The sequence below is a fragment of the Fructobacillus tropaeoli genome, from assembly GCF_001047135.2.
Taxonomy (GTDB): Bacteria; Bacillota; Bacilli; order Lactobacillales; family Lactobacillaceae; genus Fructobacillus; species Fructobacillus tropaeoli.
In genome coordinates, this window is record NZ_DF968085.1 from 38,368 (window position 1) to 63,116 (window position 24,749).

General features: G+C 45.2%; 28 protein-coding genes. 7 read left to right on the top strand and 21 right to left on the bottom strand.

The window, feature by feature from the left end; all coding sequences use genetic code 11:
* Nucleotides 1-178: 178 nt before the first annotated feature.
* Nucleotides 179-907 carry a GntR family transcriptional regulator gene (locus AOQ32_RS06570; protein ID WP_047974913.1) on the bottom strand — a complete coding sequence of 243 codons (729 nt, stop codon included), beginning with the start codon at nucleotides 905-907 and terminating at the stop codon, nucleotides 179-181.
* Nucleotides 908-998: 91 nt separating this feature from the next.
* On the opposite strand from AOQ32_RS06570, the gene AOQ32_RS06575 reads away from it, so the two are divergent.
* On the top strand, nucleotides 999-1,505 hold the full coding sequence (locus tag AOQ32_RS06575) for an aminoacyl-tRNA deacylase (RefSeq protein ID WP_059394112.1): 507 nt from the start codon (nucleotides 999-1,001) through the stop codon (nucleotides 1,503-1,505).
* A 73-nt stretch (nucleotides 1,506-1,578) separates the two neighbouring features.
* Here the strand turns inward: AOQ32_RS06575 and dnaB are convergent, their stop codons facing one another.
* From dnaB to AOQ32_RS06615, 8 genes are all read right to left on the bottom strand, one after another.
* On the bottom strand, nucleotides 1,579-3,063 hold the full coding sequence (dnaB, locus tag AOQ32_RS06580; protein ID WP_114679981.1) for a replicative DNA helicase: 1,485 nt from the start codon (nucleotides 3,061-3,063) through the stop codon (nucleotides 1,579-1,581).
* 1 nt (nucleotide 3,064) lies between these two features.
* On the bottom strand, nucleotides 3,065-3,517 hold the full coding sequence (gene rplI / locus AOQ32_RS06585) for a 50S ribosomal protein L9 (protein ID WP_047974915.1): 453 nt from the start codon (nucleotides 3,515-3,517) through the stop codon (nucleotides 3,065-3,067).
* Nucleotides 3,518-3,600: 83 nt separating this feature from the next.
* Complete coding sequence (locus AOQ32_RS06590; protein ID WP_059394113.1) at nucleotides 3,601-5,634, bottom strand: DHH family phosphoesterase; 2,034 nt, start codon at nucleotides 5,632-5,634, stop codon at nucleotides 3,601-3,603.
* 219 nt (nucleotides 5,635-5,853) lie between these two features.
* Nucleotides 5,854-6,117, bottom strand: a complete 264-nt coding sequence (gene rpsR / locus AOQ32_RS06595) for a 30S ribosomal protein S18 (protein ID WP_047974917.1) — start codon at nucleotides 6,115-6,117, stop codon at nucleotides 5,854-5,856.
* Between the two features lie 30 nt (nucleotides 6,118-6,147).
* Entirely contained in the window at nucleotides 6,148-6,672 is a 525-nt protein-coding gene (gene ssb, locus AOQ32_RS06600) for a single-stranded DNA-binding protein (protein WP_047974918.1), read from the bottom strand.
* A 31-nt stretch (nucleotides 6,673-6,703) separates the two neighbouring features.
* Entirely contained in the window at nucleotides 6,704-7,000 is a 297-nt protein-coding gene (gene rpsF / locus AOQ32_RS06605) for a 30S ribosomal protein S6 (RefSeq protein ID WP_059394114.1), read from the bottom strand.
* A 196-nt stretch (nucleotides 7,001-7,196) separates the two neighbouring features.
* Nucleotides 7,197-8,570 carry a Na+/H+ antiporter NhaC family protein gene (locus AOQ32_RS06610; RefSeq protein WP_059394115.1) on the bottom strand — a complete coding sequence of 458 codons (1,374 nt, stop codon included), beginning with the start codon at nucleotides 8,568-8,570 and terminating at the stop codon, nucleotides 7,197-7,199.
* A 6-nt stretch (nucleotides 8,571-8,576) separates the two neighbouring features.
* Complete coding sequence (locus tag AOQ32_RS06615) at nucleotides 8,577-9,803, bottom strand: MFS transporter (protein WP_059394116.1); 1,227 nt, start codon at nucleotides 9,801-9,803, stop codon at nucleotides 8,577-8,579.
* A 236-nt stretch (nucleotides 9,804-10,039) separates the two neighbouring features.
* On the opposite strand from AOQ32_RS06615, the gene zwf reads away from it, so the two are divergent.
* Nucleotides 10,040-11,500, top strand: coding sequence for a glucose-6-phosphate dehydrogenase (gene zwf / locus AOQ32_RS06620; protein ID WP_059394117.1), 1,461 nt, complete (start codon nucleotides 10,040-10,042; stop codon nucleotides 11,498-11,500).
* A 96-nt stretch (nucleotides 11,501-11,596) separates the two neighbouring features.
* On the opposite strand, the gene AOQ32_RS06625 is transcribed toward zwf, so the two are convergent.
* The 4 genes from AOQ32_RS06625 to AOQ32_RS06640 all read right to left on the bottom strand — a co-directional run bounded on the left by AOQ32_RS06625 (nucleotide 11,597) and on the right by AOQ32_RS06640 (nucleotide 13,815).
* Nucleotides 11,597-12,112, bottom strand: a complete 516-nt coding sequence (locus tag AOQ32_RS06625; RefSeq protein ID WP_059394118.1) for a GNAT family N-acetyltransferase — start codon at nucleotides 12,110-12,112, stop codon at nucleotides 11,597-11,599.
* Between the two features lie 16 nt (nucleotides 12,113-12,128).
* Nucleotides 12,129-12,809, bottom strand: coding sequence for an HD domain-containing protein (locus AOQ32_RS06630; RefSeq protein WP_059394119.1), 681 nt, complete (start codon nucleotides 12,807-12,809; stop codon nucleotides 12,129-12,131).
* A 16-nt stretch (nucleotides 12,810-12,825) separates the two neighbouring features.
* Nucleotides 12,826-13,128 carry a helix-turn-helix transcriptional regulator gene (locus tag AOQ32_RS06635; protein WP_059394120.1) on the bottom strand — a complete coding sequence of 101 codons (303 nt, stop codon included), beginning with the start codon at nucleotides 13,126-13,128 and terminating at the stop codon, nucleotides 12,826-12,828.
* A gap of 192 nt (nucleotides 13,129-13,320) precedes the next feature.
* Complete coding sequence (locus AOQ32_RS06640) at nucleotides 13,321-13,815, bottom strand: DUF1440 domain-containing protein (protein WP_059394121.1); 495 nt, start codon at nucleotides 13,813-13,815, stop codon at nucleotides 13,321-13,323.
* A 98-nt stretch (nucleotides 13,816-13,913) separates the two neighbouring features.
* Here AOQ32_RS06640 and AOQ32_RS06645 point away from each other — a divergent pair, with 98 nt between their 5' ends.
* Both AOQ32_RS06645 and AOQ32_RS06650 read left to right on the top strand, forming a co-directional pair.
* Nucleotides 13,914-14,462: a YbhB/YbcL family Raf kinase inhibitor-like protein gene (locus AOQ32_RS06645; RefSeq protein WP_059394122.1), complete on the top strand. Its 549-nt coding sequence runs from the start codon at nucleotides 13,914-13,916 to the stop codon at nucleotides 14,460-14,462.
* Between the two features lie 319 nt (nucleotides 14,463-14,781).
* Nucleotides 14,782-15,291 (top strand): hypothetical protein, encoded by a 510-nt coding sequence (locus tag AOQ32_RS06650; protein ID WP_148666526.1) that lies wholly within the window; start codon nucleotides 14,782-14,784, stop codon nucleotides 15,289-15,291.
* 354 nt (nucleotides 15,292-15,645) lie between these two features.
* Here the strand turns inward: AOQ32_RS06650 and AOQ32_RS06660 are convergent, their stop codons facing one another.
* On the bottom strand, nucleotides 15,646-16,056 hold the full coding sequence (locus AOQ32_RS06660; protein WP_059394125.1) for a MarR family transcriptional regulator: 411 nt from the start codon (nucleotides 16,054-16,056) through the stop codon (nucleotides 15,646-15,648).
* Nucleotides 16,057-16,162: 106 nt separating this feature from the next.
* Here AOQ32_RS06660 and AOQ32_RS06665 point away from each other — a divergent pair, with 106 nt between their 5' ends.
* A complete protein-coding gene (locus AOQ32_RS06665; RefSeq protein ID WP_059394126.1) occupies nucleotides 16,163-17,821 on the top strand; it encodes an alpha-keto acid decarboxylase family protein in 1,659 nt (552 codons plus the stop codon).
* Between the two features lie 252 nt (nucleotides 17,822-18,073).
* Here AOQ32_RS06665 and lepB read toward each other — a convergent pair whose 3' ends face one another.
* The 4 genes from lepB to AOQ32_RS06685 form a co-directional block, all read right to left on the bottom strand.
* Nucleotides 18,074-18,703 (bottom strand): signal peptidase I, encoded by a 630-nt coding sequence (gene lepB / locus AOQ32_RS06670; protein WP_059394127.1) that lies wholly within the window; start codon nucleotides 18,701-18,703, stop codon nucleotides 18,074-18,076.
* Nucleotides 18,704-18,751: 48 nt separating this feature from the next.
* A complete protein-coding gene (locus AOQ32_RS06675) occupies nucleotides 18,752-19,066 on the bottom strand; it encodes a hypothetical protein (protein ID WP_059394128.1) in 315 nt (104 codons plus the stop codon).
* A 44-nt stretch (nucleotides 19,067-19,110) separates the two neighbouring features.
* Entirely contained in the window at nucleotides 19,111-20,046 is a 936-nt protein-coding gene (locus tag AOQ32_RS06680; RefSeq protein WP_059394129.1) for a ribokinase, read from the bottom strand.
* Nucleotides 20,047-20,160: 114 nt separating this feature from the next.
* Complete coding sequence (locus tag AOQ32_RS06685) at nucleotides 20,161-20,676, bottom strand: hypothetical protein (protein WP_059394130.1); 516 nt, start codon at nucleotides 20,674-20,676, stop codon at nucleotides 20,161-20,163.
* 150 nt (nucleotides 20,677-20,826) lie between these two features.
* Here AOQ32_RS06685 and rpiA point away from each other — a divergent pair, with 150 nt between their 5' ends.
* On the top strand, nucleotides 20,827-21,600 hold the full coding sequence (gene rpiA, locus AOQ32_RS06690; RefSeq protein WP_308438135.1) for a ribose-5-phosphate isomerase RpiA: 774 nt from the start codon (nucleotides 20,827-20,829) through the stop codon (nucleotides 21,598-21,600).
* A gap of 168 nt (nucleotides 21,601-21,768) precedes the next feature.
* On the top strand, nucleotides 21,769-23,130 hold the full coding sequence (locus AOQ32_RS06695; protein WP_059394131.1) for a threonine/serine exporter family protein: 1,362 nt from the start codon (nucleotides 21,769-21,771) through the stop codon (nucleotides 23,128-23,130).
* A 99-nt stretch (nucleotides 23,131-23,229) separates the two neighbouring features.
* On the opposite strand, the gene relB is transcribed toward AOQ32_RS06695, so the two are convergent.
* From relB to AOQ32_RS06710, 3 genes are all read right to left on the bottom strand, one after another.
* The gene (relB, locus tag AOQ32_RS06700; RefSeq protein ID WP_148666527.1) at nucleotides 23,230-23,523 is read right to left on the bottom strand and encodes a type II toxin-antitoxin system RelB/ParD family antitoxin; all 294 of its coding nucleotides are present in this window, start codon (nucleotides 23,521-23,523) and stop codon (nucleotides 23,230-23,232) included.
* Between the two features lie 177 nt (nucleotides 23,524-23,700).
* Nucleotides 23,701-23,895 (bottom strand): hypothetical protein, encoded by a 195-nt coding sequence (locus AOQ32_RS06705; protein WP_059394133.1) that lies wholly within the window; start codon nucleotides 23,893-23,895, stop codon nucleotides 23,701-23,703.
* Between the two features lie 125 nt (nucleotides 23,896-24,020).
* Nucleotides 24,021-24,632 carry a DUF5067 domain-containing protein gene (locus tag AOQ32_RS06710; RefSeq protein ID WP_059394134.1) on the bottom strand — a complete coding sequence of 204 codons (612 nt, stop codon included), beginning with the start codon at nucleotides 24,630-24,632 and terminating at the stop codon, nucleotides 24,021-24,023.
* Between the last annotated feature and the right edge of the window lie 117 nt (nucleotides 24,633-24,749).

Sequence of the window (24,749 nt, forward strand, 5' to 3'; positions counted from 1 at the left end):
GCAAACTCCGGATATATATTTACAAGTCCTATTATATCGAGAGTATTCCATTCGTTCAAGAAAAAAAGCCCTTTGGACCTAACTTTTTCGTTTTTGGTTGCATTTCTTTATTAATTGGACCGGTCCAATTAACCTTTATTAAACACATTCCATAAAATTGTTTGCTAAATCAGCTTCCTTATTCTGAACCAAGCGAGACGAAAGCATTATAACGTAGGTATTTGTAGTGCAAGCGCATATTAGAATATTCCAACGGTGTCCCATCATCCATGAAGAAAATCCCTTCCATGATACCCACCGGTTCAGTTGCTTTGAGCTTTAACAGCTTCTGTTCTTCAGCATTGGATGGCTCGGTCATGATGGTCATAAACGACCTTGTCACCGTCTTGGACTTGCGTTTTTCAACATATTCGTAAATGGATTTGGTCACCGTTTCCCGATTAAGCCCCGGCAATAAAGAAATCGGCACGTAGCCATACTCAATCATGAATGGCACGCCATCCAGCTTACGCAAGCGCTTAATTTCATAAACGAAGTCGCCATCGTTTAAAAATAATGCCGATTGCTGCTCTGGCGTGGCCTGAATCACCCGAAAGTCCAGGAGCTCAATGCTGGGTGCCTGGCCATTAATCCGAAAAGAATCCGAAACGCCTAAGTTTGATCCCTCATGTTGAAAAATTGCCTGATTTTTCAGATATAAGGGGTTCACAAAAGTTCCAGACCCGCGCTTCTTAAAGATAATCCCCTGCTGGACCAAGACGTTGAGGGCCCGTTTGATGGAAGAACGCGAAACCTGATAATCGGCCGCTAATGTTCGCTCATCTGGTAATTTGAGGTCTTCGTACTGACCCTGATAAATTTTTTGTTTGATATCGGCTTGCACCGTTACATAAATTGCTTCTGACATAATATCTATTGTAGCATAATTGGTCCGACCACTTTTTAAAATTGGTTCTAACTGCTTTTTTTCTGATTTTTTCTTGTGCTAAAATAGAGTCATGGCAAAGAAGAAAAAAGATAAAAAAACATTACCCGAACAAGTCCTCGACAAGCACGGTGTAGCCTATGAGCCACTTGAACTAAACGCTTTGGATCTCAGTGAAGATGAGATTGCGGCCAAGATGGATGAATTAGGCATTCAACAATCCGACATCTTTAAGACGCTGGCCGTCAAGGGCGACAAGACCGGTCCCTTGGTTGCCGTCGTCCCCCTCACCAAGCGCTTAGATATGAAGAAATTGGCTGCTGTTTCCGGGAACAAAAAGACGCATATGTTGCCACTCAAGGAATTAGTGGCCACCACCGGCTATGTTCACGGTGCCAACAACCCAGTTGGTATCTGGCACAATCACGGTTTTCCCATCTACTTCGCCAAAGAAGCAGAGACAGCCGATTACTTCCTGGTTTCGGCCGGTGAACTCGGTCGCTCCGATAAGTTAAATCCCAAAGAGTTGGCGACGATGATTAACGCCCCCTTCGCTGATTTGACCGAAACTGAAGCATAAAATAATTTTCAAAAACAAGCAAAAGGCAGCACATTCAAAATGGATGTGCTGCCTTTTGCTTTTATTTGATTGCTTACCAGCCTTGCGACATATCAGGAATTGGGCCAAAGCCCGATTGCTCCTGACGATAAGTACCGGCCATGTTCGAGAATTTGAAAGTTGGCTTGTTAAACATCAACTCCGCCTTCCCTCTGGCCCCGGCACGGTTCTTTTCAACAAGGACTTCAATTGGGACAACCGTTTCTTCTTCGACTTGGTTGCCACCCTCATCATCCTCTTCACCTGCCCGGTTGGGATGGTAGTCATCCCGGTACAAAAAGGCCACGATGTCAGCATCTTGCTCAATCGAACCAGATTCACGCAAATCCGAAAGGATTGGCCGTTGGTCCTGACGCTGCTCAACACCACGCGAAAGCTGAGCCAAGGCGATAATCGGCGTATGCAATTCCTTTGCCAGCTTCTTGATGGAACGAGAAACTTCAGAAACGGCCTGCTGGCGACTTTCACTATTGGCAGACTCAATCAAACCCAAGTAATCAATCATCACCAGACCCAATGGATGGGGGTTTTCATCCCGTTCTTCTTCTGGCATTCGTCCCACAACCTCGCGCTCTAATTTGCGCAGCTTGGCCGAAATTTGAGCCATCCGAATCCCTGGCGTGTCATCCATATAAATCTGCATGTTCGCCAACGATTGAACGGCTAAGGTTAATGCAGCCCAATCCTCTTCTTGCATATCACCAGTGGTCAATTTATTAGAATCAATGCCACCTTCTGCAGCGACTAATCGAGTTACCAAATCAACGGCACCCATTTCCAAAGAGAAAATCACAACAGGCTTCTTCTCAGTTTTGGCTGCGTTTTTGGCAATATTCAAGACGAAAGCCGTCTTTCCAACGGCCGGACGGGCACCAATGACAATCATTTGGTCTTCACGAAAACCGTGCGTTAATTCATCTAATTGATCATAGCCCGAAGCAATCCCGATAACTTTGCTATCGTTTTCGCTAGCCGCCTGCAAGTTTTCTTGGAATTCATTCAAGACGTCTTTAATCCGGCGCAGATCATCATCGCCCTGGCTTTGCGCCAGACGGTCGAGCTGACGACCAAGGTCTTCGAGCAGTTCACTCGATGGTTCGGACCCGTCATAGGCCAATGTCATCGATTCTGTTAACGTTTGAATCAACCGTCGCAAAATCGCTTTTTCATGGACGATTTGCGCATAAAATTTTAAGTTTGAAGCAGATGCTGAAGCCTGTGAAATTTCAACTAAGTAGTCAACCCCGCCAACATTTTCCAACTGGCCCATGGCATTCAACTTGTCTTGCAGGGTCAACATATCAACAGGTCGTTCTTCTTCAACCAGCAGCTGCATGGCTTTAAAAATTTCTTGGTGCTTTTGCCGATAAAAATCGCTTGGGTCAAGGACGGCTTCCGCCGCGACAACCGCTGCCTCCGATTGAACATCAAAGAAAATAGCACCCAAAACGGCACGTTCTGCCGCTTCATCATTGGGTGCTTGTCGATATTCATTGCCCATTACTGAAACATCAGCCATTTTAGCCCTCGCTAACGTGCACGCGGAGGTCGGCCATCACATCGCGGTGCAACTTAACAGGAACTGTGGTGAAGCCCATTGCGTGAATTGGCTGATTTAAGAGTAGCTTCCGCTTATCAATTTTGACCTTGTATTGGTCAGACAAAGCAGCCACGATTTGCTTCGTTGAAACAGCTCCAAAGAGACGACCATCCGTACCGGCCTTTCCCTTGATTTCGATCACTGTCTTTTCGTTTTCTAGCTTTTCCTTCAACTGCTTGGCTTCAGCCAATTCTTCAGCCGCCAACTTTTCTTCGGCCTTCTGCCGACCCTTGACTGCCCCGAGGTTTTTCCCAGTTGCTGGTTCTGCTTTTTTATTCTTGATTAAGAAGTTGTTGGCGTAACCATCCGGAACGTCCTTCACTTCGCCCTTCTTACCGCGACCCTTAACATCTTCCAAAAATACAACTTTCATCTTTGCCTCCTTTTGGGCTTGTTCATCACGAGCCAAATACTTTGTTTTATCTTACTGATTTTATGACAACATTGTCAAAAGTTTTATTCAGCTTCTTCCGCTTCTTGACTGGTAATTGCTTGCAAAAGCTGGTCAGCAGCCTCGTCTGTCGTCACGTCAGACATTTGCGTGGCCGCATTGGACAAATGGCCACCACCGCCAAGGTCTTCCATAATTGTTTGCACGTTGAAATCGCCGTTTGACCGGGCTGAAATCCCAACCCGACCGTCATCACGCTTTGTGAGCACAAAGGAAGCCTTGACGCCCTCAACCTGAAGCAGTTCATCGGCTGCCTGGGCCGCAATCACGCTTTGATAGACGGTATCGTTATCGCCAACCGCAATCGCTGAATGATTGTTAATCTCAGCTAAGTGAATCAATTCGGCACGGGCCTTAAAGTCCGAGAACTTTTCCTTTAAGAAGGACTGGAGCAACTCATTATCAGCGCCATTGGCCCGCAAATACGAAGCTGCATCAAAGGTTCTTGATCCCGTCCGCAAAACAAAGTTTTTCGTATCAACTTGAATCCCGCCAAGCATGGCAGTGGCTTCGAGCCCGGTAATTGGTGCACCCTTTTGGTTCTGGTACTGCAACAATTCCGTTACCAACTCTGACGTTGATGAAGCATATGGCTCGATATAAGTCAGCATTGGCTTATCAGGCAGGCCGTTTTCAGCCAAACGGTGGTGATCAATAACCACAACCCGATCCTTCAAGTCCTTCAACAAATCAGGTGCGCCATCCAATGCCTCCTTGGCATGGTCAACCAAAATCAGCAATGATTTCTCCGTTGCTAAATCAAGCGCCTCTTTTTCGCTAATAATCGAGGCACCGAGGTCAACACCAGGCTCCCCTTCGCCCATCTGATCTGCTCGGACGGTCGCCAAGAGCGATTTGATATCTGAAAAAATTTCGCCCTCATTAACAACCACAAAGGCCTTCTTGCCTCGTGTTTGGCTAAAGCGCCATAGTCCCATTGCTGAACCAACGGCATCCATATCCGGCCTTTGGTGCCCGACCACAAAGACTTGATCAGACTGATCCATCAATTCGGCAATGGTTTGTGAAATCACCCGGGCCCGGACACGCGTCCGCTTTTCCATCGGATTCGTTGTTCCACCATAGAAGCGGGCTGGCATGTCTTCTGCCTTCACAACCACCTGATCACCACCACGACCCAATGCCAAGTCCAAGTTCGTTTGCGCTAATTGGACCAAAGAATTGATGTCCTGTTCCCCATAGGCGATTCCCATCGAAAGCGTTAGTGGTGAATTTTGCTGAGCCGTTGCTTCACGAACCGTCTTGACTACCGAGAATTTTTCGTCTTCTGCCTGCGCCAAGTCACGTTGGTAACCCATCAAGAGGTAAGTCACTGGTGACAAACGGCGGACATACAAATGGTACTTTTTAGCCCAATCCGTCAACTGTCCAGTCACATAAGTCCGCAACTTCGACGTTTCAGAATCAGGCATCCCTTCTGTCACTTCTTCATAGTTATCAACCGAAACCAGTCCGGTGACCAAGCGATGATCCGCTAAGTCACGATTTAAGGCCTCGTTTTGGCTCACATCTAAGAGGTAAATAACCCCTAGCTGTTCCTGGTAGGCGATGTCAAAAGAACGATCCAGCCAGGAAAAACGGTTAACCTTATCATCGGCGTAATTTTTCACAGCAAAGGCCAGGTCGCCATCTGCCTCCGACAGGCTTTCGCCAATTAAGTCTTGGTCAGCCAATAGGTTTTGGAGGTAGGGGTTCACCCAGACAATTCGGTCCCCCTTACCCAAAAGGATAATCCCCATCGGCATTTCTAAAATGGCCTCTTGTTGGCCTAATTTAACGCGGTAGGTCAACTCCTCTAAGTAGGACTCATTTGATTGACCGGCCTGGATTAACCCTTTGAGCATGGTAGCAAAAAAAGCCACCAAGAGCACAAACCAAACTAACCCTAAGATCCAATTAGTTAAAAGCGCCAAAATCAAAGAAACAAAGGCCACGATAAACATGCCAATGGTTCCTGTCATAAAGGTTTTATTTTGTTGAAAGCGGGATAACACCCGCAGCTTCGAAAATGTTTTCATGAAGGCCTCAACTATTCTTTGCTTACATACTTACCTAACATTTTACCATACGAACAAAAGACTGTTGAAAAGTAAGCTAACCAGCTAACCAAAAGAAAAAAGTCAGACCGACTCTGGCATATACCGCAAAAGTGATAATCCTTTTTGAGCATACGACCATCAAAGGGCTGACTGTTAGAACAAAAAAACCAAGACAATTGTCTTGGTTTTCCTTGCACATTAGTCTTCAGTGACGAATGGCAACAAGGCCATGATACGAGCACGCTTGATAGCGGCCGTAACCTTGCGTTGGTTCTTTGCTGAAGTTCCAGTCACACGACGTGGCAAAATCTTACCGCGTTCTGAGATGAAACGTTCCAACAATTCTGTATCCTTGTAATCCACGTATTCGATGTGGTTGGCTGCAATAAAGTCAACCTTACGACGACGGCGTGGTCCACCTTGTGGGCGACGACGTTGTGGACGTGCGTTTTGTTCAGGCATAATCTGTCTCCTTTCAAATGAGATGTAAAATTAAAATGGTAGGTCATCATCAGAAATATCAATTTCTGAATTATTGTTGGCCGCAAAGGGATTGGCCCCCTGCTGGTTACCACTTTGTTGGTTGTTATTTTGATTTGCGCTTGCAAATGGATCAGCGTTACCAAAGTCCTGGCTATTGCCAGAGAAGTCTTGACCTTGACCAGACCCATTTTGGGCCCGACGGCGTTCACTTTCAGCCTTTGATTCAAGTAGCGAGAAGTTATCAACGACAACTTCTGTTACATAAACACGTTGTCCGGCATTATTTTCATAATTACGCGTTTGCAACCGACCTTCGATTGCCACCAAAGCCCCTTTACCAGTAAAGTTGGCAAAGTTTTCAGCTGATTTTCGCCAGATAACGGCGTTGATAAAATCAGCTTCACGGTCTCCATTGGCATTGGTAAAGTTCCGATTCACGGCAAGTGAAAAGGAGCCAACCGCTACACCAGATTGGGTATAGCGCAATTCCACGTCACGGGTTAACCGTCCAATTAAAACAACTCGATTAATCATCTTTTAGGTCCTTTCCCGGTGGAATTGTGTCTTATTCAGCGTCGCGCTTGACGATCATTTGACGCAAGATGTCAGATGAGATCTTAGCCAAACGGTCAAATTCAGTTGCTGCTTCGTCTGATGCAGCGTTGAAGTTGATGACGTGGTAAGTACCTTCACGGTAACCAGCGATTTCGTAAGCGAAACGACGGTTAGACCAGTCAGCTGACTTAATAATTTCCGCACCGTTGTCAGTCAAGATCTTGTCAAAGCGTTCAACGAGCGCCTTTTTTGCATCTGCTTCCATGTCAGGGCGAATAATGTATGTTAATTCGTATGCTGTAGCCATGTATTTTTCCTCCTTTTGGTCTCTGGCAACCAAACGGCTGCAAGGAGTGCGTGCATTCTTTGCACTCACATCCATTTACTATACTAAATCAGGCGCCTTTTTGCAAGCACAACATCGTTTTCCACCGTTAATTCATTAGACGAAAAGAGTCGGCCATTTCTGACCGACTCCTGATTTTTTATAGCGAGTAAATAACTTATTTGGCTACCTCGTCTTGGGAAGCCTGACGCAATCCGATTCCAGTCAAAGCCGAAAGCAATGAAAAGACCGGTGAGAACAAGGCTAAAAAGGTAAAGGGCACGAAGGACAAGACTGGCACGTGAAGCGTCTGACTTGCAAAGGCCCCGGCAACCCCCCATGGAACCAGGTAATTGGCAATCGCCCCGGAATCTTCCATTGCCCGCGATAAGGCCAATGGCGACAAGCCAAAGCGTTTGTAGTCTTCCTTAAAAATTTGTCCAGGTAACATCACTGACAGATATTGCTCACCCACTAAGAAGTTCGTAGCAATCCCCGTCAACAAGGTTGCAAAGACGATGGACTTTTGACTCTTCAGGTACGAAACGATTGGATTCATCACTGCTCGTAAAATACCAAGGTTTGATAAGAGACCACCTAGGGCCAAGGCCAACATGATCAACATGATGGTTTCCATCATCGCAGTCATCCCACCACGGTCCAACAAGGCAACCAGTGTCGCATTCGTTGATGGCGTCTTGTAACCGTTAACCACCAAGTTCGCCCAGGCCTTCAAAGAGTGTCCAGACAACAGGTAGTAAACCGTATTGACCACCACGTTAATCAATAGTGATGGGATAGCCGGAATCTTAGCCAAAGCCGAAATCAGAATCAAGGCAATCGGTACGATTGTCCACCAGGTTGGCTGGATCAACTGTGTCACCGCTGCCGTCTTCACGCTAACCCCACCTGTATGGTGAGCAGAGAAGCCAAAGGCAAAGGCTAAAATCAGTGTCACCGCCATTGCTGGCAAGGTTGTCCACATCAAGTTTTTCAAATGGGCGAAGAGATCAGTGCCAGAAACGGCGGCCGCCAAGTTAGTCGAGTCGGCCAATGGTGAGCTCTTATCCCCGAAGATAGCACCGGAAATAATCATCCCCGCTACCAAGGCTGGGTTAAAGCCCAGGGTTGTTCCAACCCCCATCAGGGCCACCCCGACCGTTGACATCGTCGTAAAGGCAGAACCAATCATCGTTCCAACTAAAGCAGAGGTTAACAGCGCCGTTGGCAAAAACCAGGCTGGGTTAATTAATTTAAAGCCCAACCAAATCATGGTTGGAATCACGCCCGTCCCCAACCAAAGGGCAATCATTGAGCCAATCAACAAGAACAGGAACAAAGGCGCAATCCCGGCCTCAATTCCCTTAATCAAGGCAGCCTGCGCGTCTTGAAAAGTGACACCCGCTAGTCGCATGACTAAGATAATCCAAGCAATGGCAACCAACAAAGGTGCAATTGGTGCAAGACCAAGGCCAATAATGCCCCCAGCCAAAATAAAAATGACACCGGCCAGAAGGCCAACTGCCAATTTACGGTTTACTTCACGTTGCATAAAAAACTATTCCTTCTTTTTTCGGGCCACAATTAACAGACCCACATTTGCCACAATCATGGCGATAAATACGGAGAAGAACAGCGGGTTAAACCAACCATGGTCCAACATAATCCCTCCATACAGAGGCCCAACCATTCGTCCAAGTGAAATCATAATGCTGACAAAGCCTTGTGCCTGACCGGAAACTTCTTTCGGCGTTAACTGGGCAACCCAGGCTGGTACCTGTGGTGACGCCAACATTTCCCCAAGAGTCAGTAACTCAAAAACCAAAACAATTTGCCAGAATTGGTCAACAAACAACATTAAAATAAATGATGAGGCAAAGACAAAGCCACCCGTAATTACCGAGAGACGATACGGATGCTTATTTGCCCAAGTTGAAATTATCTTTTGAAAAAGGATAATTGTCAAGCCATTCAAGACCCAGAGGTCTGCATAATGACGGGTTGAAATCCCAATCGAGCGTAAATGTGGGGCCATAACGGTTTCCCACAGCATATAAGAAAGATAAATGACAAAGAGGAAGGCGGCCAAAAACCAAAGTAACGGTGACATCTCAAACTTAGCGGGTTCCTTAACCGCTTCTTGGTCGCGCGTCAGGATTGGTTCTGCATGATCTTCGTGACTGATTTCTTCAGCCTGATCATCATCCATGACTGGCGCAATGTCCGTATTGACATTAAAAATGCTGACCGCAATCCCTGTCAAAATCAGAAAAAGCGTCGCTGCCAAAAGCATTAACCACTGGAAACCGTAGTCAAAAAGATAGCCAACGGCTAAGGTTCCAATTACCACCCCAACATTAAGGACGATGTACATATTATTAAAAATAATTCGTGTGTTCTTGCCGGTCACGGTCGTTGCATAAGCATTAAGCAGCGTGTTAACCGAACCAATCCCAAATGAAGCTGTCATCATCAAAAAGGCAAAGACCGGCCAGCCATTATAGAAGAACAAGGTCACCAAGGAGAAAAAGGCGATTAAACTGGCCCCAATCAATGTTGGATAAGGTCGCCAACGGTCAAAGAGCTTACCGGCAATGTAGGCTCCCAAAATATTCATCAGGGAAGAAAACAAAATAACAACACCTGACATCGTCAAATCTTGCCCCAAAGAAACGGTCATGTGGAGGGTTGTGACGGGCCAAATCATGGCATTACCAGTATTGGCGAATAAATTGGCTGTTAAGAGCCAGCGTTCTGATAATTTTTTGCTTTGAATGACTTGCATAATCCCCCCTTATTATTACATTAGTATAACATGAATGTTCTTTCATGCTGGGTTATTTAGCTTTTTTCACCCACTAAATGTAAGTGCTTACTTTTTTGTTTGGAAAAATAAATGTAAGTGCTTACTTCTTTTTGGCTCTAAGGGTTAGAGTTTTTTCAATTCTGACCTTTTTTGTGATTTTTTTGCTCGTTTCCGTTATAATAATAACGAACGCAAAATAGATAAAGGGGACTCTTATGGTTGCAGAACTTAATACTTTAGTAACTTTCTTCGGCGCAACTGGCGATTTGGCCAAGCGCTTGCTTTACCCATCAGTCTTTAACTTATATAAAAAGGGCTACTTGGCAGAACACTTCGCCGTGGTTGGAACCGCTCGTCAGGACTTGACGGACGCTGAATACCAAGACATGGTCAAGGAATCAATCTCAGCTGGTCAAGACGAAAAGCAGGTTGCTGATTTTATCGCCCACTTTTCTTACCGTGCCTCTGACGTAACCGATGCTGATGGTTACGTTGGCCTGAAGAAGGAAATCGAAAACGCCTCTGAAAAGTTTGGTGTTGTTGGCAACCGCATCTTCTACATGTCTGTTGCCCCTCGCTTCTTTGGAACAATCGCGAAGTTCTTGAAGTCTGAAGGACTTTTGGCCGACAAGGGCTACAACCGCATCATGATTGAAAAGCCTTTCGGAACTTCTTATGCAACGGCCGAAAAGCTCCAAAACGAATTAACGGAAGCCTTCAACGAAGACCAGGTTTACCGTATCGATCACTTCTTGGGCAAGGAAATGGTCTTGAACATCGCGCCATTGCGCTTTGGTAACCCATTGATTAACAACGCCTGGAACAAGGACTACATCAAGAACGTCCAAGTTACTTTGGCCGAAACGTTGGGTGTCGAAGAACGTGCTGGTTACTACGACACCGCCGGTGCCCTCTTGGACATGATTCAAAACCACACGATGCAAATCATCGGTTGGTTGGCCATGGAAGAACCAAAGGACTTCTCTGACGTCGCCATCCGTGACGCCAAGAACGCCGCCTTCTCTGCCCTTGAAATTTATGACGAAGCCGGTGTCAACCGTTACTTCGTTCGTGGACAATACGATGCTGGCAAGACTGCTGGTCACATTGCCTACAACCAAGAACCAGACGTTCCAGCCAATTCAAAGACAAACACTTATATCGCTGGTGAATTGCACTTCAACACCCCTCGTTGGGAAGGCGTGCCATTCTATGTCCGTTCAGGAAAGCGCATGACCAAGAAGACGACTCGCATTGACGTTGTCTTCAAGGCCGGTGCCTTCTCATTTGGTTCTGCTCAAGAGCCACAAGAAACAGTGCTTTCAATCGTGGTTTCACCAGATGAACAAATCACTTGGTCATTGAATGCCAAGGAAGTTTCTGACAACTTCAACACTCAAACGATTAAGTTGAACTGGGCACCAACAGCCGAACAAAAGGCTGTTACGCCAGCACCTTACGAACGGATGCTCCATGATGCCATGGACGGTAACGGATCAAACTTCGCTGACTGGCACGGTGTTGCCACTGCCTGGAAGTTTACCGACGCCATCTCAGATGTCTACGCTGCCGACAAGGCACCGCTTGAAATTTACGAATCTGACACCATGGGCCCACAAGCCGCTGATGACCTTTTGGCCAAGAACGGCGACGCTTGGGTTTTCCGAGGCGAATAAGCTTTTCAAACTAAGAAAGTCCACTTCAGTGGGCTTTTTTTCTTTCACAAAAATCAGTTCACAAAAAAGCACTGACCTTTAGGTCAGTGCTTTTTGCTAATTTAAAACTTTTTCCATTAAAATGTCACGCTGGGCATCCGTTCCCAGCTGGAACACATGGTCGGAAAAGGGCGTAAAGCCAATTTTTTGGTAAAAAGCGAGTGCGTTTTGATTGTGTTCCCAAACGCCCAACCACACCCGACTATTGCCAAGTGCATTCGCCTGGTCAAAGGCCTGGTCCAGCAACTGCCGACCCAAACCAAGACGTTGAAAGGCAGCCAAGAGGTAAATTCGTTCGACTTCAAGTGAACCGTCGCCCTGCTCTTCTGACTGGGCCGAACCCCAATTGACCTTTAAATAACCCGCCAACTCATCTTCATGAAAGACAAAATAGAACTTGCTCTCTGGATTTTCCACTTCCGCCAGTAATTTATCAGTAGCATAAGCGGTATCCAAGTATTCGTTTAAATCAGCCGCTGAATTATCATCGGCAAAGGTCTCCGCAAATGTTTTCCGGCTAATATCCTGTAAGTCGGCAATATCCGCGACCGTTACTTCTTTCATTTTGTCCATCAATTCACTCCTTCTCTTACTGCACCCGAAAGGCCGGGTCCGACAACGCCTCTGTTTCGCGCTGAAATTCGGCCAAAAAGTTTTCCATAAAGGCAGACCGTCGCTGACCTTCTTCTTGTCCGGCCGGCGTATTCAATTGATCCGCTAATTTCAATAACTTTTCATAAAAATGGTTAACAGAAGTAGTTTGGTGGTGACGGTATTGGTCCTTCGTTTGCAGTTGCACTGGTTTAATCGCTGGGTCATACAGTGGATGGCCCTTTTGCCCACCATAAGCAAATGTCCGAGCAATCCCAATTGCTCCCAACGCTTCCAAGCGATCAGCATCTTGGACATACTGACCTAATAAGGGAAGGTCATAGTGTTTTTTCAGGTTGGCGGAATAGGAGAGGTGGGTAATTGTTTCGGCTACCAACGCCTGGCCAATCGGCGCAATCCCAGACTCACGAAGTAAGTCTTCCACTAAAACTTCCTGAGCAGCAACATCCGCCACCACCTTATCGTCGATGGTGTCGTGAAGCAAGGCCGCGGCCTCCAAAATTGCCTGGTCCTGTTCACTGACCTGACCATGGTCTTCCTCGTAGAGTGTGACTGCCAACCGAGCCACTTGCTTGGCATGCAAAAAATCATGCCCAGAAGTGTCATCCTGCAATGTTTCTCTTGAAAAGTTTCGAATCGCCGTTAAGTTAATTGCCACTAGATACCCCTTCTATTCAAAAACGCCCCTTCGTTCGAATGTTTAATCGGAGCAAAAACTCCTCAAATGTCCAACCGTAGAGGTAGCAAAAAGACAGTAAGAGGGTCAAATCAGGACTGACCTTCCCCGCCTCATACTTAGAAACCGCACTTTGACAAATGTTCAACGCATCCGCCACCTGAACCTGTGTCAAATGGGCTTCCTTGCGTCCAACTTTGAGTTCGTGAGCAATCTTCTTTTGGAGCCGATAGCGAAAAGAAAGGTCTCTTAAAACCTTTTTCAAATCACCAGACGGTCCCCAGTTGAAATTTGTGACCATATTACGTCCTCCAATGAATGAAGAGCGTAATCAAAAAATTCCTATACTAAATTCTTGCCTCTATTGTAACGAAAAACGACCAAATTTGCACCGTAGATTATCGCGCCAAGAAAAAGCCGGTTCGTTGCTAATTAAAAAGCCACGAATACTGATTTTTCAGCAATTCGGAGCACTTTTTAACAAGATTAATTTTTATAGGTAAATACCAGAAATGGGTAATCCAAGAGCCACCAAGTAAACGGCCCAACCAAAGATTAAATAACCGACCATCTCGACCGCTAATTCGTAAACAGAACGATGCCAGAAAAACGGAATCGTCTTAAAAGCTGGTAGAAAAAGAATATCAACCACGATCCAAAGAACGAAGCCAAACATCGTGCCCAGCCCATAGGTCAGGCGGCCATCAAAGTTTGCGGCTAGAACAAAGAAGATAGCCACCAGCATCGAGTAAACGTAGTAAACACTGAGGGCAACGACCGGAACAGCCTGGTCGCCGGCAACGGTCAGACTTTTTTGCGCTTCTTTTTTAGTTAAACCAAGTTGCTGTAAGAAAACCGTAATCGGTCCATTTGCCGTAGCCATTTGACTGCGGGGAGGCAGGGTTTTCGTCCAACCGAATCGGACCATGCCGCCAAACAAACCAGCAAGGGCACCGACCCAAACTGTGTTAAAGATGATGTTGAACATAGAACTGTTTCTCCTCAAATAATTCTTTTTAATCATAACACTTTGCCCTTAGAAAAAGCAGTGTTATAATGCAGAAAAAGACGATAGGAGTCACATTTATGCAGATTCAAGTGACAACAGAAGATGGCTACTTGCCAGACGCTTACAGCAAGTTTGCCAACGATAGCGAAAAATCAGGTCGCTACCCCATTCAATCATTTCCCTTTGAGGTGACAGACCTCCCCGCTGGCACCAAGTACCTGTCCTGGGCTTTCATTGATTTTGATTCAATTCCCGTGATGGGTTTTCCTTGGATTCATTGGCTAGCTGCCAACTACCCGGTGACTCAAGACACGGTCTCGATACCAGCGAACTTAGCCCAACTCGCTGCTAATCATGAAACAGACGTTGTCAATGATGGTTTCGTCCAGGGGGAAAATTCCTCTTATTCTCGCTATATTCAAGAAAAAGATTCCAAACTCAAGCAGACTTATATCGGTCCCGTACCACCAGACCATGACCACCGTTACACCCTGATGGTGATTGCTTGCAGGGAGAAATTGCCTGTGAAAACCGGATTTTTCTTAAACGAACTTCATCACTTAAAGCAAGACAATCCAGCCATCATTTTGGCTGATACAAGCGTTGATATCTTAGCCAAAGCCTAGTGGTTTTCACCAATAGCCAACTACTGACCGAAAACGACGCTTGTTGATATCTTGACCACAGCTTAACGATTATCACCGTAAAAACACTTTTTAAAAGTTTAAGTTTCACATTTTTTGTCTAAGAAATGCTTAAGCTTGTCCTGGTCATTTTTTTCTTTGGTATACTTAACCCTTGGATGGCACTTGCAAATCCTGATTTTTTCAGGAGTACTCGGCGAAACTTTTTCATATAAAGCTGTCAATCAACTATTGCGTTTTTTGACAACCCGGAAACAAGTTCTATATCCTGGTATTTAAGATACAAACGGAGGATTGTCTGTTGAAAATTAAACGCGAAAATATGAAAGATTACTATACTTTCACCTCGACTGCCGAACTAACACTGTTCTTGGGCATCGAGCGTGAAACGCTCTTTCAACGAGCTAAGATGCGCGGGATTGATTTAAACGGCACGTATACCGAAGAAGAATTAACGGCGTTAAAGCCCGCCAAAGAGTCTGCTCTTGCTGATTTAAACATTGATAGCGAGGCTGAAATCGAAATCTTAAAGATGCGTCTGGAAATGTTGGAATCCCAGCTTGGCTATAAGGACCGACAACTCGATGATCGCAAACAGCACATCGATACCTTAAAGTCGACTTTGGAAAAGGCCGAACAGAACCTGGAAAAAACGCAAACAACCGTTGACCAGCAACAACATATTCAAATGGCAACCCTGTCACAGTTAGACAAGGTTACCTCTCGTGTTCAACGAATTGAAATGGAAGACGAGCAAAAAAAGCACTGGTGGTCTCGTAGCAAAAAAGACAAGAACGACCAGAGCAAGTAAAAATCTAAGACCTAAAAGGCCAGTCGCCGATATGCTATCGGTGACTGGCCTTTTTTTGCTTGATTTGTACTTCTTGTATTAAAAAGGATAACTTTTCCACTAACTAAAAATAAAAATTTTTTATTTTCTAACGCTTGCTAAAGATACTAATAATCGTTCTATAAACAATATCGATTAAAATAAAGAACAATAGCAAACCAGACGTATCGAGCAAATAGTTGGTCCAATCATACTGATGTGAATAAATAAAATCAACCAAACCGACTATTAAAAACTTATAAGAGACAATGATCAAAAAAATCGATACATATTGTTTCAATTTAGTTTTCAATGCGTACTCCAATTTACTGTATTTTATTCCACCCTGTCCAGGTACTTTTGCGCCAGCTTCGTCATTGCCTTTTCCCAATCGCCGTTTGCCTCATCAAAATAGCGGTCCAGGAGACGTTTTTGTTCCAAGTTGATTTGATCATTAAGGGCAAGGCCTGCTGGGGTTAACTGCAAATATTTGACGCGCTTATCCACCGTCGACCGATGTTCTGTCACCAGGCCTTTATCCATTAAATCGCGGATGGCAACGTTGGCAGCTTGCTTGGAGATGCCAATGAGGACCAAAATTTTCTTGATGCTGACGTCCTCTAAGGAAGAAATAATAAAGAGCATCCGGTGTTGGTTCTTGGTTAAATCGTATTGCGAGAGGTCAACCAGTGAAGCAAATTCCTGATAGGCAAAGAAGATTGTTGGTAATTTTTGATCGATTTCCAAAGGGAATCCTCCTTTTTAGGTCAATTAGGTTGACATAATTAAAAACAGGGTCTATAGTTCTTGTTATAGGTAAAGTTAATTGACCTAAAAGAAAGGAAGAACTTTTATGACTGAATATACTATATCAGATTATCTCTTGGATGTAATCAAAACCATGGGTGGCGACGAGATTCTCGGTGTCCCCGGTGATTACAACCTCCAATTCCTGGACCATATCACCCATCGTAACGATATGAAATGGGTCGGCAATGCCAACGAATTGAATGCCTCTTACATGGCTGACGGCTATGCTCGCGAAAAAGGTTTTGCGACCTTTGTGACAACCTTCGGTGTTGGTGAATTAAGCGCCATCAACGGTTTGTCCGGAAGTATCGCCGAACACGTTCCTGTTTTGGAAATTGTTGGTGCCCCAACAAACGGCGTACAACGCGCTGGTAAATTAGTTCACCATACCTTTGGTGATAGCAACTTCGACCGCTTCATCAAGGCTCACGAAACATTGGGCATCAAGACAACCGTCTTGGATGAAGATCACGCCATTGATCAGATCAATGAAACGTTGACTTACATTGCTAATGAAAAGAAGCCTGCTTACCTTGTTTTGCCAAGTGACTTGGTCAACGCTCCCGTTAACCCTGCCCTAAAGGAAGGTATTAGCTCTTTGTTCACCACAACAAAGCAAGAAGCTCCTGCTTCAATCGCAGCAATCAAGCAGGCCGCAGCCAAGGCTAGCCACCCAGTGATTGTTGTTGGACACGAAATCGATCGCTTTAACTTGGGCCAAGCTGTTCAAGACTTCTCATTGAAGAACAACATCCCCGTTGTCGATCTTGGCCTTGGTAAGGCAGCCGTTGATGAAAGCTTTGCCAACTTCGTTGGTACTTACAACGGAACAATTTCTGACGAATCAATTAATCACTTCGTTGCTGATGCAGATGTTGTCTTTGTCTTGGGTGCCAAGTTGACCGACTCTGTTACTGGTGGCTTCACGCAGGAATTCGATGACAGCCAAACCATCACGCTCTCCACACGCCGTGGCACAATCTTTGGTCAATCTTTGCCAGCAGACTTTGACTTTGTTGCCACTATCCAAGGCTTGGCCACAACTGATTTGAACTTGGCCTTGCCTGCTGTAGAAAAGCCAGCAGAACCCGCTGCTCTACAGGCTAGCGACCAACCTTTGACTCAGGCCTTCTATGACCGAGCCTTGCAAGACTTCATCACCGGCAACAAGACTTTGATTGCTGAACAAGGAACCTCTTTCTTCGGTTTGGCAAGTCAAAACTTGGCCAGCGGTGCTAAGTTCTTCGGCCAACCATTGTGGGGATCAATTGGCTACGCCTTCCCAGCAGCTATTGGTGCTCAATTGGCTAACCCTGACCGCCGTGCCGTCTTGACTACTGGTGAAGGTTCCCTTCAATTGACTATCCAAGACTTTGGTTTGGCCTTGAAGGAACGCTTGAACCCTGTTTTGTTCATTATTGAAAACACCGGCTACACGGTTGAACGTGTTATTCACGGTATGAACGAACCTTATAACGATGTACCAAAGTACCGTTATGACTTGATTGCTCCTGCCTTTGGTGCCAGCGACGACCAATACGACTTCATCGAAGTTTCAACTGAAGAAGAATTGATTGCCGCCATGAAGAAGGCCGACCAAGAAACTGACAAGATGGTCATCGTTCAGGCCAACATGGGCATGAAGGACGCTCCTGCTCAGTTGATTGAAACTGGTATCCGTTTCGAAGCTCAAAACCACTAAGATTCATTATCCTCACCAATTTACTTTTCTGCTTATTGCTTATATAAAATCAGCACCCCCTTCGCTTCGGCAAAGGGGGTGCTTTTTTAGTTATTAAAACTTGATGCCACTTTTAAAATCAATCGCCACCACTTAAGCCACAATTGTGGGCGCAAAAAAGCCGTTCAGCAGATTTTTTGGCTCACAACTACGAAACTTATTGGTTCAAATTTCGGCATTGCTCGTTTTATCCTGCCAAACGGCTGATTATTTTTAATTAGTAGCAAAGAAGTGATTACGTTCTTTTTCAACGTTCTTCTTGACGGTGTCACTATACCAGAAGGGCACAATTACACGACCCACGACGTGTTCCTTGGAAACGAAACCAAAGTAACGACTATCGTTTGAAACAGAACGGTGATCACCAAGCACGAAGTAAGCATCCTTGGGAACAACCGTCTTTCCCTGGTCTGATTTCTTCCACATACCCGTTGAAGAAAGCGTACCAAGCGACCAAGTCGAACCGAAGCTAGCTTCCGTTCCGGTCTGCTGTTCGTCTGATGAAATAAAGGACTCGTTGACCTTCTTATTGTTGACGTACAGGTCACCATTACGGTATTCAACCGTGTCACCAGGCAAACCAATCACACGCTTAACGTAGTCCTTGTTGCCGGCCTGGATTCGCGGATCTTCCTTCCGGGCATCAAAAACAATGACATCCCCGCGCTTGGCTTCATGGGTCTTAGTCACCAAAACCTTTTGCTCATCTAACAAGTTTGGCGCCATCGAATCACCATTGATGGTCACGACGTTCACCAAAAAAGTGGTTATGACCAAATAAACTGCAATACCAAAAGCAATTGGAGCAATCCAATTCCAAAGAAAGCTCAAAAATTTTTTCATATTCATTTCCTTAATTGATTTTACTATTATGTAGTCCTGAACAAAAAATCAGGAGCGCACCGTATTAATCGTTATATGATAGATTTTATCACTTGTTCGCCCGTTTGTATCAAAATGATAGATACCGTGCGCCAAATGCAGGTCTTTTAAGTCCGAATCCATGTATAAATCAGGAACGATATCCGTCGGGTTAGGGCCAGGAAATGCCTTCTGCCAGTCAATAATCAGGTTGTTCTCAAAGGAAAAGGCCAGGACCCGGTAATCCAACACGGGTGGTTGAGTGGCTTCAGCCCCAGAGTCAACCTCTTCCTGGACCGAGACCCAGTAATCCTTTCTCGTTAGGTTCATCTCAGCAATTTTCAACGCTAAGAGCCTCCTTCCTTACTTCTTTCGCCTTGTTTTACATTTTACTTAGTCTTTGGTAATTGCGCCAAAATCGCATCCTCAAATGGGATGGATGGCATGGCTCCCGGCTGGGCAACCGTCAAAGAAGCCGCCGCCACGCCGTACTTGATGGCGCCTTCGATATTGGCAAAGGATGGCACCAAGCGTGACAAGAGGGCTCCAATAAAGGTGTCACCGGCTGCCGTGGTATCGATAGCGGTGGTCTTAATGGCGTTGACCATGACTTCCTTGCCGTCGGCTGATTTGTAAAAGGCACCCTTATCACCCAGGGTAATCAACACGTGCTTAACGCCCGCCTTGAAGAAGAAATCAGCATTTTGAATCAAAGACTCGCGGTCCGTGACCGGAATATTGGTCAGCAATTCCGCCTCATGCTCGTTGGGAATTACCAAATCACTTTCCGCCAACAATTCCTTGGGGAAATTTTCTTGGTCGGGCACCGGTGCTGGGTTCAAAACCGTTACAGCCCCGGCTGTGTGCGCATCCTTAAAGGCTGAGAGCACCGTTTCCAATGGAATTTCCAACTGGGCCAAGCAAAAGGCTGCATCCTCAAAGGCGGCCCGTTGGTCCCAAACATCCTTAGCTAAGAGCTGACCGTTGGCTCCCTCATAAACATAAATAATATTATCACCAGTGGCCTTAGAAACCGTGATATAGGCCTGGCCTGTCTCGGCATCCTGGGATTCCAAAACATAGTCAAGGTTCAAACCATCCTCTTGGACCCGGCTTGCTAAATCAAAGCCGGCACCAACCTTGGTAATAAAGTTGGCTTTACCACCAGCGCGGGCAACTGCCACCGCCTGGTTAAGTCCCTTGCCACCCATGACTTCTTCTTGGTGCTGGGGCGTTGAGAGCGTTTCTCCACTATTGGCTAGCCGGGGCACCCGGGTAACCTTATCCAAATTAGTTGAACCGATAATTGTTGTCTTCTTGACCATGACGAAATCCTTTCGCAGCCGTCAGTTACTTCACTTTCCTTCTACTATTTTACAAGAAAAGAACCCGTTTTTCTGCCTGCATTGCAGACTTTTCCCGATAAAAGGGTACGCCCATTAAGTCGTCTTTTGTTGCCCTTGATAAATCAGCTTTGTAAATCGTTCTGATTTTGGATCATAGTGGGCCTGATAAGCATCGACAATCGTACTCTTCGTACTTTCACCGGACTTCGTCACGGTACTTTTGACCTCAATCGTCATATCGCCGGCCGTATTTCCCTTCTGAAAGGCCTGCGAGCCCTCGTAAGTTGACTGGAGCTTGGTTGAATTAATCTGGCTTTGACTGTCGTCGTCCGGCATCACCTTATTAATCACTTTGGCATTCGTCACATCATTTTTAATAATATTTTGCTTGTTATTCGCGTATTCCTCATCGTTGGACCACTGGTAAAGATTTTTCATCAAGTCATCCGCATTTGTTCCGGCCGTTTTTGCCTGGCTTTGGCTCAGTTTGACGCTTGGTTGCTTGTCTTGGCTGTTACCAAAGACATGGGGCAAGACTGCCAAGGCGATAATCTCAACCACCGCTAGGATAGCTAAGATTAGGTAAATTATTTTTGCTTTTTTACTCACTGATTGCTCCTCAAATTAGCCAAAATCAACTTGGCTAACCTTTATCTAGATTCTTCTACCATACTAACATGGTGGCCTAAGCAAGGCCATGGCCGCTCCAAAAACCACCAAGTACTGCACCCCGCTGATTTTTCAAGCAAAAAGGGCAAAATGCGTGAAAGTAACAATTGGTTTAAGGGCCATTTCTGCTATAATAAAAGTAATGACTATTCCTTGCCGGTTGTTGGAGGATCGAACGTGAATGATGACAAAGTAAAAGCGGCCCAAATGGCCGTCGAGTTGATTCCCAACCAGGCGATTGTTGGCCTGGGATCGGGATCAACGGCCTCAATCTTTATTGATTTATTGGCCAAAAAAGCCCATGAAGAACAAATGGACATTACCTGCGTAGCCACATCCGTCCAAACTTCTCAACTCGCCCTTGGTTTCGGTTTAAAGGTTGTTGATATCGATGCCGTAGACCGCATCGATGTGACCGTTGATGGGGCTGATGAAGTCGATGGCAACTTGAACGGAATTAAGGGTGGTGGTGCCGCTCTTCTTTTCGAGAAGATTGTGGCCACGAACTCAACCAAGAATATCTGGGTCGTGGACTCTTCCAAGCAGCACCAACGCTTGGGATCTTACCGCCTTCCTGTGGAAGTGGTGAAGTTCGGTGTCCACCATGTATTTAACTACCTTAAAACCCGTGATTTAAAGCCCGTTTATCGGCAACAAGAGGATGGTAATTACCTGACGACTGATTCTGGTAATTACATCATCGACGTTGATATCACTGGTCAAGAGGATTTGCCCCAGTTGGCCCGGGACCTTAAGGCCTTGACCGGTGTCGTGGAACACGGTCTTTTTATCGATATTTGTGATGTCTTGTTGGTTGGTAATACTGGCCAATCCATTTACAAAGATCAATTAACTCACTCATAATTTCAAACAGAAAGTCCGGCAGATTTGTCGGACTTTTTTTGTCGCTTTTTCGGTGTGAAATCAGCTTCTAAAACCGCTTCAAACCGCCTTGAAATGCTGATTTAAAAGGCCTATCATATAACTTATATTGACTCTGTTTTAAAAAGTTCATGAGAAGGATAAAGAACCATGACGACTCCCACCACACAAGCTGCCATCGAAGACACCGTCCACCCCGAACGCCTCCACCACCACATGGCGATTCGCTGGGAAAAGGTGATTGAAAATGATCAAGTGCCCGCCCGTCAGGCATCCCTGCGGGTACGGGCCTCAATTGTTGGCCGGGTCGGCCTTTTACTTCTTTCTTCTGGAACAGGTGCCTGGCGGGTTCGCGATGCCATGAACATCGTGGCCAGAGCGCTCCAAATGACTTGCTCCGCCGACATTGGTTTTACCTCCCTCACAGTCACCTGCTTTGACGGGGTGGAATCGTTTACCGAAAGCCTCTCGCTTGCCAGCTCGGGGGTTAATACCGACAAGTTGACTCAGCTCCAGGACTTTGTCCAACGCTTTGCCAGTGACTATGCTGACCAAAAGCCGGCCCTTATCCACCAGCAACTTGATGCAATTAAAAAAGAACCCGGCAACTACCAGCCTTACCAATCTGGTTTAGCAGCCGGACTGGCCTGTGCCGGCTTTATTTTTCTGCTCGGTGGTGGTTTGATTGAGATGATCTGCTGCTTTGTTGGCGCCGGCTTAGGACAGTTCACCCGTAAGCTTTTGGGAAAACGTCACTGGACCTCCGTCGCTACCACGACACTGGGTGTGGCCGTTGCTTGCCTGGCTTATTTCCTGTCCTTGCAATTTTTAGGTCTCTTTTTGCCCAATACCTCAGCCCATGAAGCCGGTTATATTGGCGCCATGCTCTTTGTCATCCCCGGCTTCCCCTATATCACCAGTATCCTCGATATCACGAAAAACGATATGCGGTCTGGGTTGGAGCGCTTAACCTTTGCCCTCACGACGATTATCACGGCAACCTTTATTGGTTGGCTCCTAGCCCTCGGCTTTGGCTTCAAACCACAAAACTTCTTGCCACAGGGACTGTCTCTTTACCCATTGATTGCGTTGCGCCTGTTGGCCTCAATTGCTGGTGTTTACGGATTCTCGATGATGTTTAATTCCAAGCAGAAGATGGCTATCACCGCTGGCCTGATTGGCGCCGTTGCCAACACCACCCGATTAGAGTTAGTGGAACTCGTCCACTGTCCACCAGCAGCGGCTGCCTTTATTGGCGCCTTGCTAGCTGGCCTATTGGCCTCCGTGGTAAATCAGAAATTGCGGTACCCTCGGATTACCCTGACCGTACCATCCATCGTAATTATGGTCCCAGGGCTCTACATCTACCGCGGCGTTTATAACCTCGGACTCAACAACGTGGGGACAGGTGCTGAATGGTTGACCAAGGCCCTCCTAATCATGCTCTTTCTGCCTTTCGGCCTTTTCGTAGCCCGGTTTATCCTGGATAAGAGATGGCGGATGGTGGATTAACACTTTTACTATCGCCATTGAAGAGCACAAAGGACTGACACTGATAAAATATCAGGGCCAGTCCTTTTACTTCGTTTGAATGTTTAGTGCAGTACCGCCTTATAAACCATACTTAGAAAATGTCTGATCAATTCCTGTTACACGGCCATTTTTGTAGTCCTGATACGCTTGCTCGATTTCATCATACAAAGATTGGATGATTTTATCCCGACGATTATATTTTTCGTCCACAAAATCAGTAGGTACATCACCTTGAGCAACCATCTTTTCCAAAACTGAATTTAAAATGGTGGCCATATCAAGGTGTTCGACAGCTGCAATCTTTTGAGCCTTGGCGAGTAGCTTATCATTTGTATGAAAACTAAATTGCTGATTTTTTATTAACATCATCATGCCCTTTCTTGTGGATATTCAGATACATGGGCATATCTATTATGCAATGTTTTTTAGCTAATCATGTGATTCACGGCAGGTATGTGAACCGTGATTTTTATTACTAAACAAATTGTATTTTTAAAAAATTAAAGCCCTTAATCCTGATGCTATCAGGTCCAAGGACTTTTTATACGATTATTTTTTACGATGATCTTGATGCGAACGTTGGGCAATTAAATTGATTGTCGCTATGATAGCCAAAATAATAGCGAAAATCATTCTTGCAAATTCATATTTATTAGTAAAGACACTAATAACAGCATTTGCGAAAATGCCCAATGAAATCACTAATAAAATAAAATGATGATATTGACGAAATTTTTCTAGCACAGCTTCTCCTTACTTAAACACTCATAAAATATTTTCTACCATTTTAAAATAAAAAACTGTAACTATCTATACGAATAGCAACAGTTTGATACAAGCAAGTATTTTTATCCATCAGTCAAAAATAGTTACTTTTTGATGGTAAATGTCTTTTGTCCTAATTCCTGGCCAACATCTGCACCGACAAAGTGAACCGTAACCGGGCTATCGTTTACCAGCTCAAAGTTAATTACAACTTCTGTCGACTGACCAGGTAAAAGCTGCTTATGGAAATTCTGTGCTTCCTGGAAAGCAGCACTATTCTCTGGCAACTTGTTATCGACGTTCGTAAGATCTACTTCTTGATTATCTGACTTTTGTTTTGCCCAAATAGCGTCTGGATAAATTTCAACAGAATCAATATTTTTCTGTGAAACATTGGACATCTTAGCATGAATCACAAGAATTTTACTTTTATCTGTACCAGTAACAACCTCTGATTTTCCAAAATCAAACCTCAAATTACCCGCTTTAAAAGTTGAATCGTTTAACCACCAACCGTTTGATGAGTCTGTATTAGTGTACCCATCAAACTTTGAGTCATCACTAGACGAACTTTTACTGGACGACTTTGCTTCAGAACGAGAATCAGCCGTGTCCTTATTCTTACTAGATGTTGTACTTATGACAATAGCAAAAGTAGTTACCGCCACAATAGCAAAACCAAATATGGACACGAACCTCTTTTTATTTTTAAACATTTACATCTCCTCTCGACTTTTAACTGGTCTACTTCTAAAAAAGCATTATAAACATTCTACATTAATTTAGAATATTTCGCTACCGTTCACCTTTTTGACGCCTTTTTTATTAATTTT

Excerpts from the sequence above, each read along its gene's own strand:
- AOQ32_RS06570 (WP_047974913.1), bottom strand. The coding sequence starts at position 907 with ATGTCAGAAGCAATTTATGTAACGGTGCAAGCCGATATCAAACAAAAA.
- AOQ32_RS06575 (WP_059394112.1), top strand. The coding sequence starts at position 999 with ATGGCAAAGAAGAAAAAAGATAAAAAAACATTACCCGAACAAGTCCTC.
- dnaB (WP_114679981.1), bottom strand. The coding sequence starts at position 3,063 with ATGGCTGATGTTTCAGTAATGGGCAATGAATATCGACAAGCACCCAAT.
- rplI (WP_047974915.1), bottom strand. The coding sequence starts at position 3,517 with ATGAAAGTTGTATTTTTGGAAGATGTTAAGGGTCGCGGTAAGAAGGGC.
- AOQ32_RS06590 (WP_059394113.1), bottom strand. The coding sequence starts at position 5,634 with ATGAAAACATTTTCGAAGCTGCGGGTGTTATCCCGCTTTCAACAAAAT.
- rpsR (WP_047974917.1), bottom strand. The coding sequence starts at position 6,117 with ATGCCTGAACAAAACGCACGTCCACAACGTCGTCGCCCACAAGGTGGA.
- ssb (WP_047974918.1), bottom strand. The coding sequence starts at position 6,672 with ATGATTAATCGAGTTGTTTTAATTGGACGGTTAACCCGTGACGTGGAA.
- rpsF (WP_059394114.1), bottom strand. The coding sequence starts at position 7,000 with ATGGCTACAGCATACGAATTAACATACATTATTCGCCCTGACATGGAA.
- AOQ32_RS06610 (WP_059394115.1), bottom strand. The coding sequence starts at position 8,570 with ATGCAACGTGAAGTAAACCGTAAATTGGCAGTTGGCCTTCTGGCCGGT.
- AOQ32_RS06615 (WP_059394116.1), bottom strand. The coding sequence starts at position 9,803 with ATGCAAGTCATTCAAAGCAAAAAATTATCAGAACGCTGGCTCTTAACA.
- zwf (WP_059394117.1), top strand. The coding sequence starts at position 10,040 with ATGGTTGCAGAACTTAATACTTTAGTAACTTTCTTCGGCGCAACTGGC.
- AOQ32_RS06625 (WP_059394118.1), bottom strand. The coding sequence starts at position 12,112 with ATGGACAAAATGAAAGAAGTAACGGTCGCGGATATTGCCGACTTACAG.
- AOQ32_RS06635 (WP_059394120.1), bottom strand. The coding sequence starts at position 13,128 with ATGGTCACAAATTTCAACTGGGGACCGTCTGGTGATTTGAAAAAGGTT.
- AOQ32_RS06640 (WP_059394121.1), bottom strand. The coding sequence starts at position 13,815 with ATGTTCAACATCATCTTTAACACAGTTTGGGTCGGTGCCCTTGCTGGT.
- AOQ32_RS06645 (WP_059394122.1), top strand. The coding sequence starts at position 13,914 with ATGCAGATTCAAGTGACAACAGAAGATGGCTACTTGCCAGACGCTTAC.
- AOQ32_RS06665 (WP_059394126.1), top strand. The coding sequence starts at position 16,163 with ATGACTGAATATACTATATCAGATTATCTCTTGGATGTAATCAAAACC.
- lepB (WP_059394127.1), bottom strand. The coding sequence starts at position 18,703 with ATGAAAAAATTTTTGAGCTTTCTTTGGAATTGGATTGCTCCAATTGCT.
- AOQ32_RS06680 (WP_059394129.1), bottom strand. The coding sequence starts at position 20,046 with ATGGTCAAGAAGACAACAATTATCGGTTCAACTAATTTGGATAAGGTT.
- rpiA (WP_308438135.1), top strand. The coding sequence starts at position 20,827 with ATGCGTGAAAGTAACAATTGGTTTAAGGGCCATTTCTGCTATAATAAA.
- AOQ32_RS06695 (WP_059394131.1), top strand. The coding sequence starts at position 21,769 with ATGACGACTCCCACCACACAAGCTGCCATCGAAGACACCGTCCACCCC.
- relB (WP_148666527.1), bottom strand. The coding sequence starts at position 23,523 with ATGATGATGTTAATAAAAAATCAGCAATTTAGTTTTCATACAAATGAT.
- AOQ32_RS06710 (WP_059394134.1), bottom strand. The coding sequence starts at position 24,632 with ATGTTTAAAAATAAAAAGAGGTTCGTGTCCATATTTGGTTTTGCTATT.